A 16,309-nucleotide genomic window follows, 5' to 3' on the forward strand; every position below is an offset into this window, starting at 1 on the left:
CTATGACGACCAGACGCAGACTTCTCGCAATGGCGGCAACCGCCGCGACGACTATTGGCTTCGTTGTAGGCGGCATCGTGCCTGCTCAAGCCCAATCCGGGGACATTGTCTATCTCACGCCCGGCCTCGATCTGCCATTCTGGCGGTATTTGTCGAAGGGGGTAGAATCCGTCGCCACGGAAAATGGCTACGGCTATCAGGTGCTCGACTCGGCCAATAGCGCCCAGACACAGTTGCAGAACGCCAAGGACGCAATAGCCCGCGGTGTCGCGGGGATCGTACTCTCGCCCACCGACAGCTCGACAGCACCAAGCGTGCTTCAACTCGCGGAACAGGCCAGCATTCCGGCCGTCATCGCCGACATCGGCACTAACAGCGGCAACTACGTCTCCTTCATCATCTCGGACAATTATGAAGGTGCCCATGGCACCGGCGAGGCGCTGGCCGCGGCGATGACCGAAAAGGGCTGGGAGGCCGGCAAAGTCGGTATCGTGTCAATCTCCCAGGCTCGGCTGAATGGTCAGGCACGCACCAAGGGCTTCAAGGATGCCATGAATGAGGCAGGGATCACCGGCGATGCGGGTCTGCAGCAGATGCAGACCTATACGGCTGATGAAACCTTCCGTTTCACACAGGACATGCTGACGGCCAATCCGGACTTGCGCGGCTTGTTCATCCAGACTGACCAACCGGCCATTGGCGCATTGCGAGCCATCCGGGCAGCCCGTCGCGATGGGGAAGTGCTGGTTGCCGCCTTTGACGGGATTCCGGAGTTTGTTCCGCTGCTCCAGTCCGGTGAACTTGTCGCATCCGGCATGCAACAACCTTTCCTGATGGGCGAAACGTCTGGCCAGGCACTGATAGATCATCTGACTGGTGAAGAGGTCGAGAAGGAAATATTGGTCCCGATCGTGATCGTGACGTCGTCGAACATCGAGGAGATGCTTCCGACAATCGAACGGACTGTATTCGCCAACGAGCTCGAATAAATCCACCCAAGCCATCGGACAACGATCGCCGGCCCGTGTTCCTGCGGATGCGGGCCGGCTCAAAGAAAGATCCACAGGACATGAGCGTAGCGTCGGAAAGCACTGTCCGGCAGGCTATGCTTGCTGCATCCGATATCGCGAAACGCTTCGGTAGCACGCAGGCTCTTGCCGGCGCCAATCTGGAAATCCAAAGCGGAGAGGTCCACGGCCTGTTGGGTGCCAATGGCGCAGGCAAGTCCACCTTGTCGCGCATCATCAGCGGGCATATCAGACACGATAGTGGCTCGATCACCTATCGTGACAAGCCGTTTGCAATCCGGTCGACACGAGATGCTTTGCGCTCGGGTATCGCTCTGGTGGCGCAAGAAACCAGCCTTGCACCGGATCTTTCTGTTCTCGAGAACATCTTCATGCCGGAGTTCGGCACCCGTGGTCGGCTGTCCTACTCCGATCTCAACACGCGCGCCCACGCAATCCTGTCGCGCCTAGGCCACGATCACGTCTTGGCGCTGGACACGGAGGTCCGGCGGCTCTCTGCCGCTCAGCGTCAACTGGTTGAGATCGCAAAGGCCCTTGCGCTTGACGCCAACCTTGTCATCTTTGACGAGCCCACCTCTTCCCTTAGCCCCTCCGAGGTCGATAGCCTTTTCGACATCATGTCCCGTATGCGCAATGACGGCTGCGGGTTGATTTTTGTGTCTCACCGCTTGGAGGAAGTGCTCGCAATTACGGACCGGGTAACCGTCATGCGCGAGGGCAAGACGGTCGCGGGTAACCTCGATACCTCCGGGCTGGCGCAGGGAGACATCATCAGGCACATGGTGGGCAAGGATCTGGGGGCTATCTACGCTCGCCGCGACCCCGTAGCACCAGCGAGTGCCGGGCCTGCCGTGCTCGAGGTGCGGAACCTTGCGGCCAAGCCGGCGGTTCGCGATGTCTCTTTCGCTGTGCGCCGTGGTGAAGTGCTTGGCCTCGGCGGACTGATCGGCGCCGGGCGCTCTGAAGCCGTAGAGGCATTGTTCGGTCTGCGTCCTCGGGACGGCGGCACGATCCAGATGCATGGCAAGGACATTAACCCGCGAACGCCGGCCGAAGCAATGCGTCTGGGCATTGGTCTGGTCGCCGAAGACCGTCGGGCGCAGAACATCGTTCCCGATTTTACAGTCAAGGAGAACCTCCTGCTTGCTCATATGGGCATGCGCAACGGGGTCGGGCTGGGCTACGGCTCTCGTCAGGTTAAGATTACCGAACTGCTCACACGCCTGGGCCTTCCGCCGGACCGCCTCGACACAAGTCTGCTTACATACTCTGGAGGCATGCAGCAGAAAGTCATCATTGCGCGGTGGCTCCTGGTGGAGCCAACCGTCCTGATCCTCGATGAGCCAACCAAAGGGGTGGACATCGGCACAAGGAGCTCGATCTATGCAATCCTTCGCGACATCGCCGAGCAGGGCGTAGCGGTTATCGTCATTTCGTCGGATTTCAGCGAGCTACTTGGTGTGTGCGAGCGCGTGGTGGTGATGAGCGACGGACTTTCGATCGCTGACCTTCCGAGCAGCGTCCTCACCGAGGAGAAGTTGACCTTGCTCGCAGCCCCGAGAACCTCGACTGAACGCAATGTGCAGTTCCTTCAAAGTGTGAGCAAGGAATTTGCCGGCACCGCGTTCTGGGCCTTGCTGGGTACCGAAGAGCTGATCTGTCTAGGCGCTGTTTCGAGCGTGGACGCCCCGGAAATAGATCTTGCGCCCGGACAGGCAGCGCGGAACGATCAGACTGCAATACCTCAGGCCCTGGCCAAGCGAGAATCCCGCTTTGTGCCCGAGCCGGACAAAGCCGTGGCGACGTTGCTCCTCCCGATGCGCAATAAGCGCGGACATGACCTGGGCTGGATAGGTCTTTCGGTGCGCAATGATCGACCTCTGCCCGACGCCGATGAAATCGCCATCAGAGTCGCCACCCTCACCAACGCAGAAGCCCCTATTGGAGTCGATCAATGACCACGTATACGGCTATCAAGAGTAACGGGTTGGCGCGCATACTTGGCAGCCTGGAAGTGCGGATGCTCGGTCTTGCCCTTGTGCTGGGCGTGATCCTGTCGCTGCTCTCACCCTATTTCCTGACGCAAAACAACCTGCTCAACATCCTCGACCAATCGGTGGTGATAGGCATTGTCGCCGTCGGCATGACCTTCGTCATCCTGACCGGCGGTATTGATCTTTCAGTCGGCTCGGTCGCCGGCTTGACGGGCATTGTCTTGGGTTTAGCCTTGCAGGTGATGCCTATACCCCTCGCGATCCTGGCGGCAGCGTTCACAGGCGGCGGCATTGGGCTGTTTTCGGGTGTGCTCATTGCAGTGTTCGGACTAGCGCCGTTCGTGGTGACCTTGGGCGTGATGGCCATCGCCAGAAGCCTGGCCTACATCTTCTCCGGACAGACTGCGATCTCGGCAATCCCGTATGAGTTGTCCAACATCGTCTACACCAGCATATTTGGCCTGCCTGCAAACGTATTGTTCCTACTGGCGCTTTATGCGTTGGCGTGGGCGTATCTCACCTACACCAAAGGCGGCCGCACAATCTATGCCGTCGGCTCCAACGCCGAGGCCGCCCGGGCGGCCGGACTCAACGTCCTGTTCTATTCAATCCTTCCCTATGTGATCTCCGGTGCACTTGCAGCGGTCGCGATTACCTTCTCGATTGCCCAAATTCTCTCCGCTGACCCTCTAGCCGGCAATCAGATGGAACTCGATGCGATCGCTGCCGTGGTCATCGGCGGCGCCAGCCTTTATGGCGGCCGCGGCTCGATCCTAGGCACGCTGATCGGGGTCATTATCATGGTGATGATCCGCAATGGCCTCAACTTGATGAGTGTCTCGCCCTTCTGGCAAGGCACTGCCATTGGCTCCATCATCATCGTTGCGCTTCTGGCCGATCGTCTCATCAACTGGCGCTCGGGGCGATGAGGGAGCTAAACGATGAGCAACAAGCCTAGCCTTGGCCTCCGGCTTTTCGGAACCGAACAAGCTGTTCCGACCCCACGCAAATTGAAGGCGGGTCCGCTGTCCGCGGAACTTGAGAACGGCAATTTGCGCTATGTCCGATGCCATGGGGTGGAGGTGATCCGTGCCGTGTCCTTCATCGTGCGCGACAAGGACTGGGGTACCTACGGCGCGGAAATCACTGACCTTGAAGTAGATGAGACCGGCGACAGGTTCAGCGTGCGCTACAAGGCTAGAGCCGCCGATGCCGCGCAGGCCTTCTTTTACGAAGCGCAGATCGTGGGTGAGGCGAGCGGCAGGCTCGTCTTTGCCGCTCAAGGGACGGCAGAGACCGATTTTCTGACCAACCGAACCGGTTTCGTCATCCTGCACCCGATCGAAGGCGTTGCGGGCGAGAAGGTCGAGATCGTGCATGTCGATGGAAGTGTGGTCGAGAGCCGCTTCCCTTCGATCATCGACCCGTTGCAGCCCATGATGGAACTGCGTCAGCTGACCCATTGGGCCGCCGAGGGCGCACTGCGGACCACCTGCCTCATGGAAGGCGATACCTTCGAGATGGAGGACCAGCGCAACTGGACGGACGCATCTTACAAGACCTATGTGCGCCCTCTGGCCTTGCCCTGGCCATACACTCTGGCCAAGGGCACGACGATCGACCAGCGGATCACCGTTGGTGTGGACGGTACCGTCCCTGCTTCAGTTACGGGCAAGCCTGTCCACGTCTCGGTTGGACACGAATTGGGGTCCTTGCCATGGCTTGGCATGGGGCTGGATCCCGACGACACCAAGGCGGCACAGTCAGCCTCCGGGGCTTTACGCGAACTTGGCCCACATCATCTCGTCTGCCATCACGATCCGCGCCGCGGGCACGGCCGGGCCGAACTGGAAGCGCAGGTCGCGTTCGCTAGGGACATCGGTGCGACGCCATGGCTCGAGGCCGTCATCACGAGCATTGATGGAGCAGAAGTCGAAGTCGCACAATTGGGCGAAATGGTCGCCGAGATGGAAAATCCCTTCTCCGCGGTGATGCTTTCACCTGCCCCCGACCTCAAGTGCACCCTACCCGGTAGCCCTTGGCCGCCCGCGCCTGACCCGGTGGCCCTTTTCACTGCAGCAAGAACAGCCTTCCCCGCGGCCCGCGTAGGCGGTGGTATGTTCAGCTATTTCACCGAGCTCAACCGCAAGCGCCCGCCAACGGAAACGCTCGATTTCGTCAGCTTCACGACTTCAGCTTTGGTACATGCCGGCGATGACCGGTCGGTTATGGAGACCTTGCAGGCGCTGCCGGCCATTGCCAGGAGTGCGCAGGCCATAGCCTCGGGCCAGCCATACGCGGTCGGCCCTTCGGCCATCGGCATGCGCGCCAACCCATATGGCGAGGCTCCCAAAGAGAACCAGCAGAATATCCGCCAGGCGATGAACCGGAACGATCCGCGTCAGCGGGGCCTGCTTGGCGCGGCTTGGGCGCTGGGCTATTTCGCGCGTTTTTCGGCGGGAGGAGCATTTGCCATAGCGCTCGGCTCGCCAGTCGGCGCCTCCGGTGCAGTTTACGCCCCAGCCGACTTTCCTCAGCCCGTGTTTGACGAGCGAGGCGGAGTTTTCCCCGTCTACCACGTGTTGCGTGGATTGGCCCGCCTTGGGGGTGCGCCTATGCGCCAGCTGAATATCTCAGAGGAAAACCAAATCCTGGGCATTGCCGCTAACGCACAAGAGGGCCTGGAACTCTGGCTGGCCAATCTCGGCGACCAGCCACTTGAACTAGAGTTGGAACGGCCGGCCGTTTCGATCGCGCGTCTGGAGGCCGGTAATTTCCTTGAAGGACTGGCCGATCCGACACTGCTGGACGCACTGGCCTCCGCCAATACTACCCAGATATCAATGGCGCCTTACGGCATAGTTCGCCTGCGGCTCGCCTGAACACGAAAAGGTCGTCACTTATGCATGTAATGATCGTTGGCGCCGCCGGAATGGTGGGGCGCAAGCTTGCGGAGAACATAGCACGCGAGGGCACCCTTGGCGGCAAGCCGGTAGAGCAACTTACCCTGCTCGATGTTGTCGCCGCCGAAGGACCTGTCGGTTTCCGGGGCACCGTTGTTATCAAAAGCGGCAATATCGCCCAGCAGGAAACCGCCCGGGAGTGGCTTTCCAGCCGTCCTGACGTGATCTTTCACCTAGCGGCGATCGTGTCCGGTGAAGCCGAGCTCGAGTTCGAGAAGGGCTATGCCATTAATCTTGATGGAACTCGTCACCTGTTCGATGCCATTCTAGAGCAGGCCCAGCAGACACCTCACAGGCCGCGTGTTGTATTCACCTCATCGATCGCGGTCTTTGGCGCACCGTTCCCGGACAAGATCAATGATGAATATTTACTAACTCCACGCACCAGCTACGGCACGCAGAAGGCAATCGGCGAGCTGCTGCTTGCGGACTATAGCCGAAAAGGATTCCTCGACGGCATCGGCGTTCGTTTGCCAACCGTTTGCATCCGTCCAGGACGTCCCAACAAGGCCGCTTCCGGCTTCTTCTCGAACATATTGCGCGAGCCGCTTGTCGGACGCGAGGCCGTTTTGCCCGTCAACGACGACGTTCGCCACTGGCATGTCAGCCCACGGCGGGCCATCGATTTCCTTACCCATGCAGCCACAATCGATTTGCAGGCAGTAGGGCACCGTTGCATCCTGAATATGCCGGGCCTGTCGGCCACCGTGGGCGAGCAGATCGAAGCGCTGCGCAGGGTCGCGGGGGACAAGGCAGTTAATCTCATCCGGCGGGAGCCCGATCCCCTGATCGAGGAAATCGTCGCCGGCTGGCCTCGCGACTTCGATGCACGGCGAGCATTGGAGCTGGGCTTCGTGGCAGACGGCTCATTTGACGAGATAATCCGCAACCATATCGAGGATGAGCTGGGTGGCACTCTCACGTGAGCAGGACATGACCAACTCTCAGCGCGACCTCCACTATCGCCTCGACGGCCAGATTTCGGTGATTACCGGCGGTGCCAGCGGCATCGGTCTCGCCACCGCCGAGCTACTGGCTGCTATGGGTGCCGGCGTGGTGATCTTGGACCAGAACATTGATCAAGCGGAGGCCGCAGCCGCCAACATCCCCGGAGCGACGGCCTTGGCACTCGATGTAACCGACGCTGGTGCCGTGGAGCAGACTTTCGATGCCGTGTCCAACATCTCCATTCTGGTTAACTGCGCCGGCATAGCGTTGCGCCACCCCGCCCTTGAACATCCCCTCGACGACTGGGATCGGGTCGCCGCCGTCAACGTCACCGGAAGCTTCCTCTGCGCCCGCGCGGCTGCGAGGCAGATGATCGCGGCGGCGCGACCGGGCAGCATCATCAATACGGCCTCGATCATGGGGCTGTCGGGCGGCGGGCTTTACCCCAATATCTCCTACCAGACGACCAAAGGGGCGCTGGTCAACATGACGCGAGCCTTGGCCGTGGAATGGGCAGCACACCATATCCGCGTAAACGCAGTGGCACCGACTTATGTGCGCACCCCGTTCATCGCTCCATTGCTTGCACAGCCGGAACTGATGGAGCGAATTAAGGACATGACACCGCTGCGGCGGCTTGCCGAGCCAGAGGAAGTTGCGCACGCCATAGGCTTCCTCGCCTCTCCTGCGGCCGCGATGATCACGGGGCATACACTTCCAGTCGACGGGGGATTTCTCGCAAGATAACCTATTGCACACATCGCAGGAGGATGGCAGGCGGCATTTCCCAAAGCCGCATCGTCATTTCGACGACCGGTTTGGGTACTGCGGACATTGTAGCGAAGCTCGTAAACGGAGCTGAGGATGCTTCGAAGGCGCTCGCACAACTTCGGGCCTATGGGAACTTTCCATTGACGCGTCGACTGACCGAAGCATGATCCGATCCGAATACGCGGGCCGAGCTTATGCGCTCTACTCCCAGAAAAAGCGCGAGCTCCTCCAGTCAATCGCGTTATTGCTAGATTTACGCGCTTTTCGCGGGATATCTGAAGGTTTCCCCATTCCGCATAAACTTCCCCACATACAACCGATTACGATGAGAAGTAGCTTATGCCAGACCAGGAATTCGATTTCGTCATCTGCGGCGGCGGTTCTGCAGGCTGCGTTCTGGCTAACCGCTTGTCTGAAAACGGCAAGTACAGCGTCGCCCTACTAGAGGCCGGTGGCCACGACAACTGGATCTGGTTCCATATTCCGGTTGGATACCTTTTCGCTATCGGCAATCCGCGCTCTGACTGGCTGTGGAGGACGGAGAGCAGCCCTGGCCTAAATGGTCGCGACCTCGCCTATCCCCGAGGTAAGGTGCTTGGGGGATCGTCGTCCATCAATGCAATGATTTACATGCGCGGCCAAGCCGCTGACTACGACCGGTGGCGCGACATGGGTCTCGAAGGCTGGGGCTGGGATGAGGTTCTACCCGTTTTTAAGAAGCATGAGGACAGTTGGCGCGGTGAAGGCCCACTGCATGGCACCGGTGGCGAATGGCGCGTCGAACAGCCACGTCTGCGCTGGCAGGTGCTCGATTCTTTCATCGAAGCCGCTGAAAGTGCCGGCATTCCGCGCTCGTCAGATTTCAATACAGGCACCAATGAAGGTTGCGGCTACTTTGACGTGAACCAAAAGACCGGTCGCCGCTGGAGCGCCGCTCGCGGCTTCCTTGCACCGGCGCTCAAGCGGCCTAATCTTGCTGTTTTCACCAACGCTCTGGTCCAGAGCGTCATCGTGGAGCAGGGAAAGGCAATTGGCGTTAAGCTGACGCGTGACGCTGTCCCGAGCACAATTCGGGCCCGCCGGGAAGTCATCCTCTCTGCCGGCGCTGTCGCCAGCCCCGCTATTCTCGAACGGTCCGGCATCGGGGAAGGCGCTCGGCTACAGGGCCTCGGCATCGGCGTAGTCCATGACTTGCCAGGCGTCGGGGCCAATCTGCAGGACCATCTCCAGCTCCGCCCGATATTTAAGGTGTCGGATGTTCCAACCATGAACATGCTCTATCGGTCGCTTATCCGGCGCTGTCTGATGGGCACCGAATACCTGTTCCTCCGTCGTGGCGCGCTCACCATGGCGCCGTCGCAACTGGGCGCTTTCACTCGCTCTTCCGTTGAGCACCAAACTCCCAATATCCAGTTCCACATTCAGCCGCTTTCGCTCGACAAGTTCGGCGATGCCATGCACAATTTCCCGGCCATTACAGTAAGCGTCTGCAACCTGCGCCCGACCAGCCGTGGCTCCGTTCATATCCGCTCGGCGGAGGCGAGCGACGCCCCGGCAATCGCCCCCAATTACCTTTCGACCGAAGAAGATAAAGAGATCGCCGCACAATCTATCCGCATTGCCCGCAAAGTAATGAGCCAGCCTCCCATGTCCCGCTATCGCGCTGAGGAATTCCGCCCCGGGGCGCATCTGGAGACCGATAGCGATCTGGCCAAGGTGGCTGGCGATATCGGAACCACGATCTTCCATCCTGTTGGTACCGCGCGTATGGGTGTTGCTGGCGATCCAATGGCGGTTGTCGACAAGTCGCTCAAGGTATTTGGTATCGCGGGCCTCAGAGTGGTGGATGCCTCCACCATGCCGTTCATCACATCGGGTAACACCAACTCTCCCACCATTATGATCGCGGAGAAGGCGTCTGCCGCTATCCTAGAGCAAGCGGGAGCCAGGCAGCACTGAAACCGCAAAATCAATTGCGATGAGTCCAGCAGGTAGAACAGAGAAATGAGCCCACTAGCATGCCCGCGCTGTAGCGATCTACGCGGTAAACGCAAAGCTGACTATTGTTTAGCCGGATAGAGCTGCGGTAATGGGCATCCTGTCGTTGGTGATGGGCGTCGTGTTCTACGTCTGCGACTGCTCGTGCGGATAGAAGTTTTCATCTGATCGAAGCTATGCCGAATAGGTTTGAAGGCGCTCCAGTTGCACGCCGTCGGCGGTGGTCAGACAATTTCAAGGCAGAGATGGTTGCACGAAGACTCGAACCTGGGCGAACGGGTTAGCGCTGGGGCGGGAGATCGGGAAATTACCGTCGCAATTGTTTCGGCTGGCGGTTTGATGCCGCCGACAAGGCCGAGGTAAAGCTGGCTGGCAGGAGCGCGACAAGCTCGGGAACAATGGCAGCTGCTGCCATCGAGCTTGTCGTTGGTGGCCTGCTGATCCGGTTGGCGCCGATATTTATGAGGATTACCTGCGCCGGGTCCCTCGCGCCGTGCGCTCGGTATGATCCCCTGTGGTGTGAAGGTGCTCCTGGCCAGCCAACCTGTAGACTTCCGGAAAGGACGGGGCGGCTCGGTTGGTTCTGGTGCGTAGTGCCGGAGCCGGTCCGTTCAACAGCTCGCTTTATGTGTTCCGCGCCAGGCAGGCGGATCGGATCAAGGTCGTTTGGTGGGATGTGTATGGACGCCCCAGGGAATGCAAGCAAAGTCTCTTGTTGAACATGAACAAGATGGTCCGGTGCTGACGTGTGTCCGGCCTTGCAGTGCGGCCTCATCCTGGCCGAGGGCCATATGGAAGTGCGCGGGTCAGGTCCAACACGGTACGGCGCTCGAGGTGCACATCCCACCACTGGTTTTCCTGCCAGGTCTTGCCTGACCGGTTGTCCATATTTCGGTTGGGCACTAATGACCAAAGGCGGCCAGTACAACGAGGCCTGCTGCCGCACGCCTCCATTGCGACAATGCAGGGGGCTGCGCTGCCATGAACCTGTGGAACTGCGACCGAGATAGCTTCTTGCGGAAAACTACTGATCTATCAGTTGCCGCTCCGTGCACTTGAAACACGTTCTTCGCCAAATCGACCCCGATGATGGTGACCGTTTTCATGGACGCTTACCTCTCCTTTGCGTACCTTTCATCCGAACGAATTTGCACCGAACGCTGGCGCCGGAAAAGGCTGGCATCCACCCCATCTGGCATCTGTCGCCACATTGAGCAATGATCTCCCCGTCAGCTTGCCGGAGGTCCCGCACCCTGACCAGCCCGGCCAAGCCGGATATGCGTGGAGACCCAGCCTCAGTTACACCAAGCTAATACACGATCAAGCGGAGAGCAGGTTCGATGCAGATTGGCAGTATGAAACGAGTTCAAACGATTTGTGGTGAGGTGCGGGTAGCCTGGCATTGTTTAGGTCATGGCCCTCCGCTTGTGTTGCTGCACGGCGGGTATGGAACATGGAAGCACTGGATTCGAAATATCGAAGAACTGTCCAAGGAATACTGGGTGCTCGCGCCGGACATGCCTGGGTTTGGAGAGTCGGATGACCCGGACGACCTCCACTCGTTAGGATCCATTGCCCGGCCGATACTTGCAGGCTTAGATGAGCTTATCGGATCACAGGAAGCGTATGCTGTAGGTGCGTTTTCGTTCGGCGGATCAGTTGCGGCGGCGATGGTTCGCTCTTGTGCTTCTCGTATGAAAGCACTGATACTGGTTGGAAGCGGCGGCTTGAGGGTCCGGCGGCCGCCCCCTGTCCAGCTTCTGCCCTGGCGGCACCTCAGCAGCGAAGTTGAAAGGCGAGCCGTTCATCTTCATAATCTTGCAGTGTTTATGTTCAGCGACCCATCGCGGATCGACAGCACTTCGGTAGATATACAAGCGAGTAATACACGGATGGCGAGGGTGAAGAGCCGTCCTCTATCAAGTTTGGGCCTCCTTCATGACGTGCTCGGAGAATATGAAGGCCGCCTTTGCGGTATTTGGGGCGAAGATGATGCTACAGCGCGCGGTTACATATCAGATCGCTGCCAGCTGTTGCGGTCGTTCCACCCCAACACTCCCTTCTACACGATTCCGGAGGCCGGCCATTGGGTTCAATACGAGCGCCACAAGGAGGTGAATGTTCTTATGCTCGACTTCTTGCGGCGTTAGAAAGTGCGCTTGGACCTGTGGAACAGGGGAACAAGTCCGACCAGCAGGATGGACCCAATAGACAAGCGGAATGTATCTGTACCCTGAGAGCATCGCATCAACGATAACCCTTGTACAGCGAGGCACACTGATAGAAGTGGTGACTAAACGAGAATGGTGTTGCGAGTTCCGAAAGCCGAGATATTAAATTCGTAGCGGCAAACCCTATCCAACGCCCGCCATCTCACCCGATTCTATTGGCGGAGCTTCGCCGTCCGGTACTGAAATCGCGACCCATCCACAGGCAGCGTACAAGTACACCTCGAGAGAACTTGGTTGTGATAATTTCAATGGGCGATATTCTGCGGTGGCCGGAGACGATAATGGAAGGTAAGGGGTTGTCTTCAAGAATCTCGCCCGGATGGATACGATATCGATGAGCAAGACTTGCGCAAAATTTGTGCCGCCGCTGGACCCCAGCTTCGGCGGAATAGATCCGTAGACAACAACGCGCCGGAATGCTCCTGGATTGCATCGAGGATCTAGGGTTTAGTTATCGCTATCGCAACCACTCGAACGAATCACACAGACAGTCGCGCGGCTTGCCGGTGGAGAAAAGCCGGGGAGGTTCGCGCCGTGTCAGCTCTCAATTGACGGTTTGAGGCACTTGAGCAAAGGTGTGACTTGCCTGCTTGTCCAAGGGGTCTATGGTGCCTACCTACGCCCATCCACGCGCCGCGCAGACACGGAGCAATGCCAATGATCCGAGATATCCCGATACTGGTCGTGCGCACTGTTACGAAGTTAGATCAAACGTCGGAGGGCACGATTGTTATTGGCGGCTCTCACGCAGCTCCGTTCACCACGTTCCTGACACTCAAGGCGAGAGCGCACGCTGCCATTCTGCACGATGCGGGTATTGGCCTGGAAGAGGCAGGCGTCGGAGGGCTCCGATGGGCGGAGCAGTTTGGTTTTGCGATGGCTGCGGTAGATGGTCGGACAGCTAGGATCGGTGACGGAGATGACATGCTGCAAAGAGGCCGCATAAGCCGGGTCAACCGATTTGCGAAACAGTGTGGCGTTGAAATTGGGATGAGCTGCGAGAAAGCGGCTAAGTTACTTCGTGATGCGCGCGCGGCAACTTCTTGGCCCGAGCAAATGCAAGAGACACGCCATGTCGTGTCGGTCGAGGGTCTGGACGTGGTAACGGTGGATTCTGTTGCGCTCGCCCGCGAAAGCGACAGGGGCAAAATAATTGCCACAGGCTCGCACGGAGGACAGCCTTCTGCTGGATATGCCGGCAGAATTTCTCCGAAAATGGTGCTGTTTAACGATGCGAGCTTCGGAGTGGATCATGCCGGGATCGCCTGTTTTCCCATCCTGGATGAGCTAGGGATAGCTGCAGCTTCTGTAAGTTCGTTCACTGCCCGCATCGGTGATGGGCGATCCACTTTGATGGACGGAGTAGTCTCCGCCCTTAACCGGAATGCTGCGCGAATGGGCGCATGTGAGGGGTCGCGGGCTCTGCAGCTGGTTACCTTTCTCACAACCAAAGGCAGCAACCTCTGCCTCTGATTGAACGTGTCCTTAGCGGTCTCTAATCGCATGTGTATACGCCTCCACGGGTAGTCCCTTGCCGGTTAACCGCTGGGGGAGTGCCCACGTTTTTGAGCAGGGTTTATAAAGAGTTAATCGAGCCTTTCGTCTTCACGTTCTCGAGCCTCTCTTTCTTCAGACCAGCGCCCTCACGCAACAATCGGATCTCGTCGGTCGTACATGGCACCAAGCCGTACAATGATGGCTCATTCCATTCCCACTACTTTGCGGACAGTGCGACAGCCACCTTGTTGGCGTGATTTCTGCTCGAGAGCATCAAGCCACTCGGCTAGTCCGATCTTTTGATCGGTTCATATGAACTATGCAGCCCCGCGCCATGAATAATACCACCGGCGCTTGTGTCTGACTCGTTCGTGATATCCACGGGACAGGATTGCTGATTCCATAGGGCGGAGGAGATTCGCCCATGTCGTTGACGGTTAGGATGCGGCAAGACTATTCGTCCAAGGAGCTTCGGCGTCTGGCGTCTCGGAGCAAAGATGCCAATCAAAGCCGAAGGTTGTTGTCGCTGGCCGCGGTCTTGGACGGCAGGAGCCGAGCCGATGCCGCCCGGATGGGTGGCATGGACCGACAGACACTTCGTGATTGGGTACATCGGTTCAATGCGGGCGGTCCCGACGGATTGTTCGATCATTGGTCCGCCGGCCCGCCGTCGCGTTTGTCAGAGGAGCAGAAAGCGGAACTAGTCGAGATCGTCCAAGCTGGCCCAAACCTGGCAGTGGATGGCGTTGTCCGGTGGCGCCGAATTGACCTGCAGCGGGTCATCAAAGAGCGGTTCGGCGTCGACTATCATGAGCGTCATGTCGGTGCGCTTCTCAAGAAGCTGGGATTCTCGCACATGAGCTCCCGACCGCAACATCCCGGTCAGGATGCCGGGGTAATCGCGGCATTTAAAAAACGTATGGCTCGCCCCGTCTGCAAGTGCTTTGTGGGATTGGTCCGAGCAGTCTGCGCCAACGTATCCGGTCTCGGGCAAAGCCCGGCCAAGATGGAGCTTCGCGCGCTTCGATCCTCATAAATTTCACGGCGGAGAACGCCATTTTTTTAACCAGGATTTCGAAGCGCCGATCGACTGTCAGGCCATCTTTCACATACCACATGCAGATCCCGACAGCCCTCGACGTGTAAGCGTTCTGGGCTGTTATTCAATCAGGCCGCGGCTGGTGTCACGCCGTGGTCAAATGGACGCCCGCTCTTGAGGACGCCGCACACGATCCTCGCCAGCTTTGCTGCAAGCGCAACCACAACGGTGTTCTTGTGCGCCCGTCCTAAAAGACCGCGCAACCATGCACCGAGTGGGGTTGTAGCGCTCGAAAGCGTCGGTAAGGCAGCACGGGCGCCGTGGATGAGCATCTTGCGCAGATACTTGTTTCCCCGCTTGGTGATGCCGAGCATCCTGGGCTTCCCACCTGTTGTCATTTGCCTCGGGACCAGTCCTAGCCAGGCCGCCAGATCCCTGCCGCGTGTAAAAAGCTGAGCTTCACCGATTGAAGCGGTCAAGGCCGTGGCATTGAGCGGACCAATGCCAGGAATGGAGGTCAGCAGCCGGCAGGCAGCATCGGCCAGGGCATAGGATTTGAACTCCTCGTCAAAGGCCTGAATGCGCCGGTCGAGCTCGCTCCACTGTGCCTGCATGTCCTCGATCAGGACCGCGACCCTTCGGCCGAGTAGCAGCTCGCCATTGCTCCGAGCCAGATCGAGCCATATCGCCAGTTTTCTGCGGCCTTGCGGTGCGGTAATCCCGCGCTCCAGAAGGATGGCGCGGAGTTGGTTGATCAGCGCCGTTCTTTCTCCAACCAGGCGATCACGGGCACGATGGAGCGTCTGCATATCCAACTGCTCCTCGTCCTTGAGCTCAACGAACCGCATGGTCGGGCGAGTGGCCGCTTCCGCGATCGCTTCGGCATCGCGATCATCGTTCTTTTGGGCTTTGACATAGGGGCGGACGTATTCGGGCGACATCAGCCGAACTTTGTGCCCTTGCGCTTCCAGAATGCGTCCGAGGTGGTGGGCGCCGCAGCAGGCCTCCATTGCCATTGTGCAGGCAGGAAGACTTGCACCAAGCTTGATGACGCTCTCCCGCCTCATGCGCCGACGAAGAACGACTCGACCGGCTTGGTCCAGCCCAACCACGCTACAGCTGTTCTTTCCAAGATCGATTCCGAGAACTACGACTTCCATCGCTCTACTCCTTCCCTGAATAATTCTGCCAACATGTGGCACAATGCAGGGGCGAGCCATTCCATAAATTTCCCGCGAGCCCTGAACGCCCATATTGGCCACCTCCCCAAAGGCAAGCCCATAGAAATTTGGTTTCAGGACGAGGCTCGCATAGGCCAGAAAAATGGCATCGTACGGCTGTGGGCGAAGCGCGGTACTCGCCCCCGGCAACCGGCAGATCAGCGTTATCAAAACGCCTATCTGTTCGGCGCCATCTGTCCGGCCAAAGGCAAGGGGGCAGGGCTGGCAATGCCCTATGCCGATACCTTCGCTATGCAACTCCACCTTGATGGGATTAGCCGAAATGTCCAAAGGGGCGCCCATGCCGTGCTGCTGCTTGATCGCGCCGGATGGCACACCACGGCCAATCTCGCCGTCCCCAAGAACATGACGATGATCTTCCTGCCCTCTCGATCGCCCGAACTGAACCCGGTCGAGAACGTATGGCACTACCTACGGCAGAACTGGCTCTCCAATCAGGTTTTTGACACCTACGACGCCATCATCGATGCCGCCTGCAAAGCTTGGCAAAACCTCCTCGAACAGCCCTCAACCATTACATCAATCGGGATGCGTGAATGGGCACATACTGGTCGATCATGAGCGCCTTTGGTATAAGCAGCTCCTAATGAGACCTGTGC

The 16,309-nt window shown here is 58.8% G+C and carries 11 protein-coding genes and 3 pseudogenes; 12 read left to right on the forward strand and 2 right to left on the reverse strand.

The annotated features are described in order from the left end of the window. The first annotated feature begins 2 nt into the window (after positions 1 to 2). From C8264_RS19170 to tnpB, 8 genes are all read left to right on the forward strand, one after another. On the forward strand, positions 3 to 989 hold the full coding sequence (locus tag C8264_RS19170) for a substrate-binding domain-containing protein (RefSeq protein ID WP_245893389.1): 987 nt from the start codon (positions 3 to 5) through the stop codon (positions 987 to 989). A gap of 80 nt (positions 990 to 1,069) precedes the next feature. Continuing rightward, positions 1,070 to 2,986, forward strand: coding sequence for a sugar ABC transporter ATP-binding protein (locus C8264_RS19175; RefSeq protein WP_108462626.1), 1,917 nt, complete (start codon positions 1,070 to 1,072; stop codon positions 2,984 to 2,986). Continuing rightward, the gene (locus C8264_RS19180; protein WP_108462597.1) at positions 2,983 to 3,951 is read left to right on the forward strand and encodes an ABC transporter permease; all 969 of its coding nucleotides are present in this window, start codon (positions 2,983 to 2,985) and stop codon (positions 3,949 to 3,951) included. Before C8264_RS19175 ends, C8264_RS19180 begins: the two co-directional genes overlap by 4 nt. A 12-nt stretch (positions 3,952 to 3,963) precedes the next feature. Further along, positions 3,964 to 5,904: a D-apionate lactonase family protein gene (locus tag C8264_RS19185; RefSeq protein WP_108462598.1), complete on the forward strand. Its 1,941-nt coding sequence runs from the start codon at positions 3,964 to 3,966 to the stop codon at positions 5,902 to 5,904. A 20-nt stretch (positions 5,905 to 5,924) separates the two neighbouring features. Continuing rightward, entirely contained in the window at positions 5,925 to 6,911 is a 987-nt protein-coding gene (gene denD, locus C8264_RS19190; RefSeq protein WP_108462599.1) for a D-erythronate dehydrogenase, read from the forward strand. After that, positions 6,895 to 7,680 (forward strand): SDR family NAD(P)-dependent oxidoreductase, encoded by a 786-nt coding sequence (locus C8264_RS19195; protein WP_245893391.1) that lies wholly within the window; start codon positions 6,895 to 6,897, stop codon positions 7,678 to 7,680. The genes denD and C8264_RS19195 overlap by 17 nt, the downstream gene beginning before the upstream one ends. A 363-nt stretch (positions 7,681 to 8,043) precedes the next feature. Further along, complete coding sequence (locus C8264_RS19200) at positions 8,044 to 9,663, forward strand: GMC family oxidoreductase (protein WP_108462601.1); 1,620 nt, start codon at positions 8,044 to 8,046, stop codon at positions 9,661 to 9,663. A 616-nt stretch (positions 9,664 to 10,279) separates the two neighbouring features. Beyond that, a complete protein-coding gene (gene tnpB / locus C8264_RS23010; RefSeq protein WP_108462603.1) occupies positions 10,280 to 10,447 on the forward strand; it encodes an IS66 family insertion sequence element accessory protein TnpB in 168 nt (55 codons plus the stop codon). 191 nt (positions 10,448 to 10,638) lie between these two features. Here the strand turns inward: tnpB and C8264_RS22670 are convergent. After that, positions 10,639 to 10,808 (reverse strand): annotated as a pseudogene (locus C8264_RS22670) (IS110 family transposase); the annotation flags it as partial. A 234-nt stretch (positions 10,809 to 11,042) separates the two neighbouring features. Between C8264_RS22670 and C8264_RS19220 the strand changes: the two are divergent. The 3 genes and pseudogenes from C8264_RS19220 to C8264_RS19230 form a co-directional block, all read left to right on the forward strand. Continuing rightward, the gene (locus C8264_RS19220) at positions 11,043 to 11,852 is read left to right on the forward strand and encodes an alpha/beta fold hydrolase (protein WP_108462604.1); all 810 of its coding nucleotides are present in this window, start codon (positions 11,043 to 11,045) and stop codon (positions 11,850 to 11,852) included. A 738-nt stretch (positions 11,853 to 12,590) separates the two neighbouring features. Continuing rightward, positions 12,591 to 13,406, forward strand: a complete 816-nt coding sequence (locus C8264_RS19225) for a hypothetical protein (RefSeq protein WP_108462605.1) — start codon at positions 12,591 to 12,593, stop codon at positions 13,404 to 13,406. 448 nt (positions 13,407 to 13,854) lie between these two features. After that, positions 13,855 to 14,358 (forward strand): annotated as a pseudogene (locus C8264_RS19230) (winged helix-turn-helix domain-containing protein); the annotation flags it as partial. Between the two features lie 239 nt (positions 14,359 to 14,597). Here C8264_RS19230 and C8264_RS19235 read toward each other — a convergent pair. Beyond that, the gene (locus C8264_RS19235) at positions 14,598 to 15,629 is read right to left on the reverse strand and encodes an IS110 family RNA-guided transposase (RefSeq protein ID WP_108462606.1); all 1,032 of its coding nucleotides are present in this window, start codon (positions 15,627 to 15,629) and stop codon (positions 14,598 to 14,600) included. A gap of 66 nt (positions 15,630 to 15,695) precedes the next feature. Between C8264_RS19235 and C8264_RS19240 the strand changes: the two are divergent. Next, positions 15,696 to 16,271, forward strand: a pseudogene (locus C8264_RS19240) (IS630 family transposase); the annotation flags it as partial. Positions 16,272 to 16,309 lie beyond the last annotated feature (38 nt).

Source organism: Devosia naphthalenivorans, assembly GCF_003056355.1.
Taxonomy (GTDB): domain Bacteria; phylum Pseudomonadota; class Alphaproteobacteria; order Rhizobiales; family Devosiaceae; genus Devosia; species Devosia naphthalenivorans.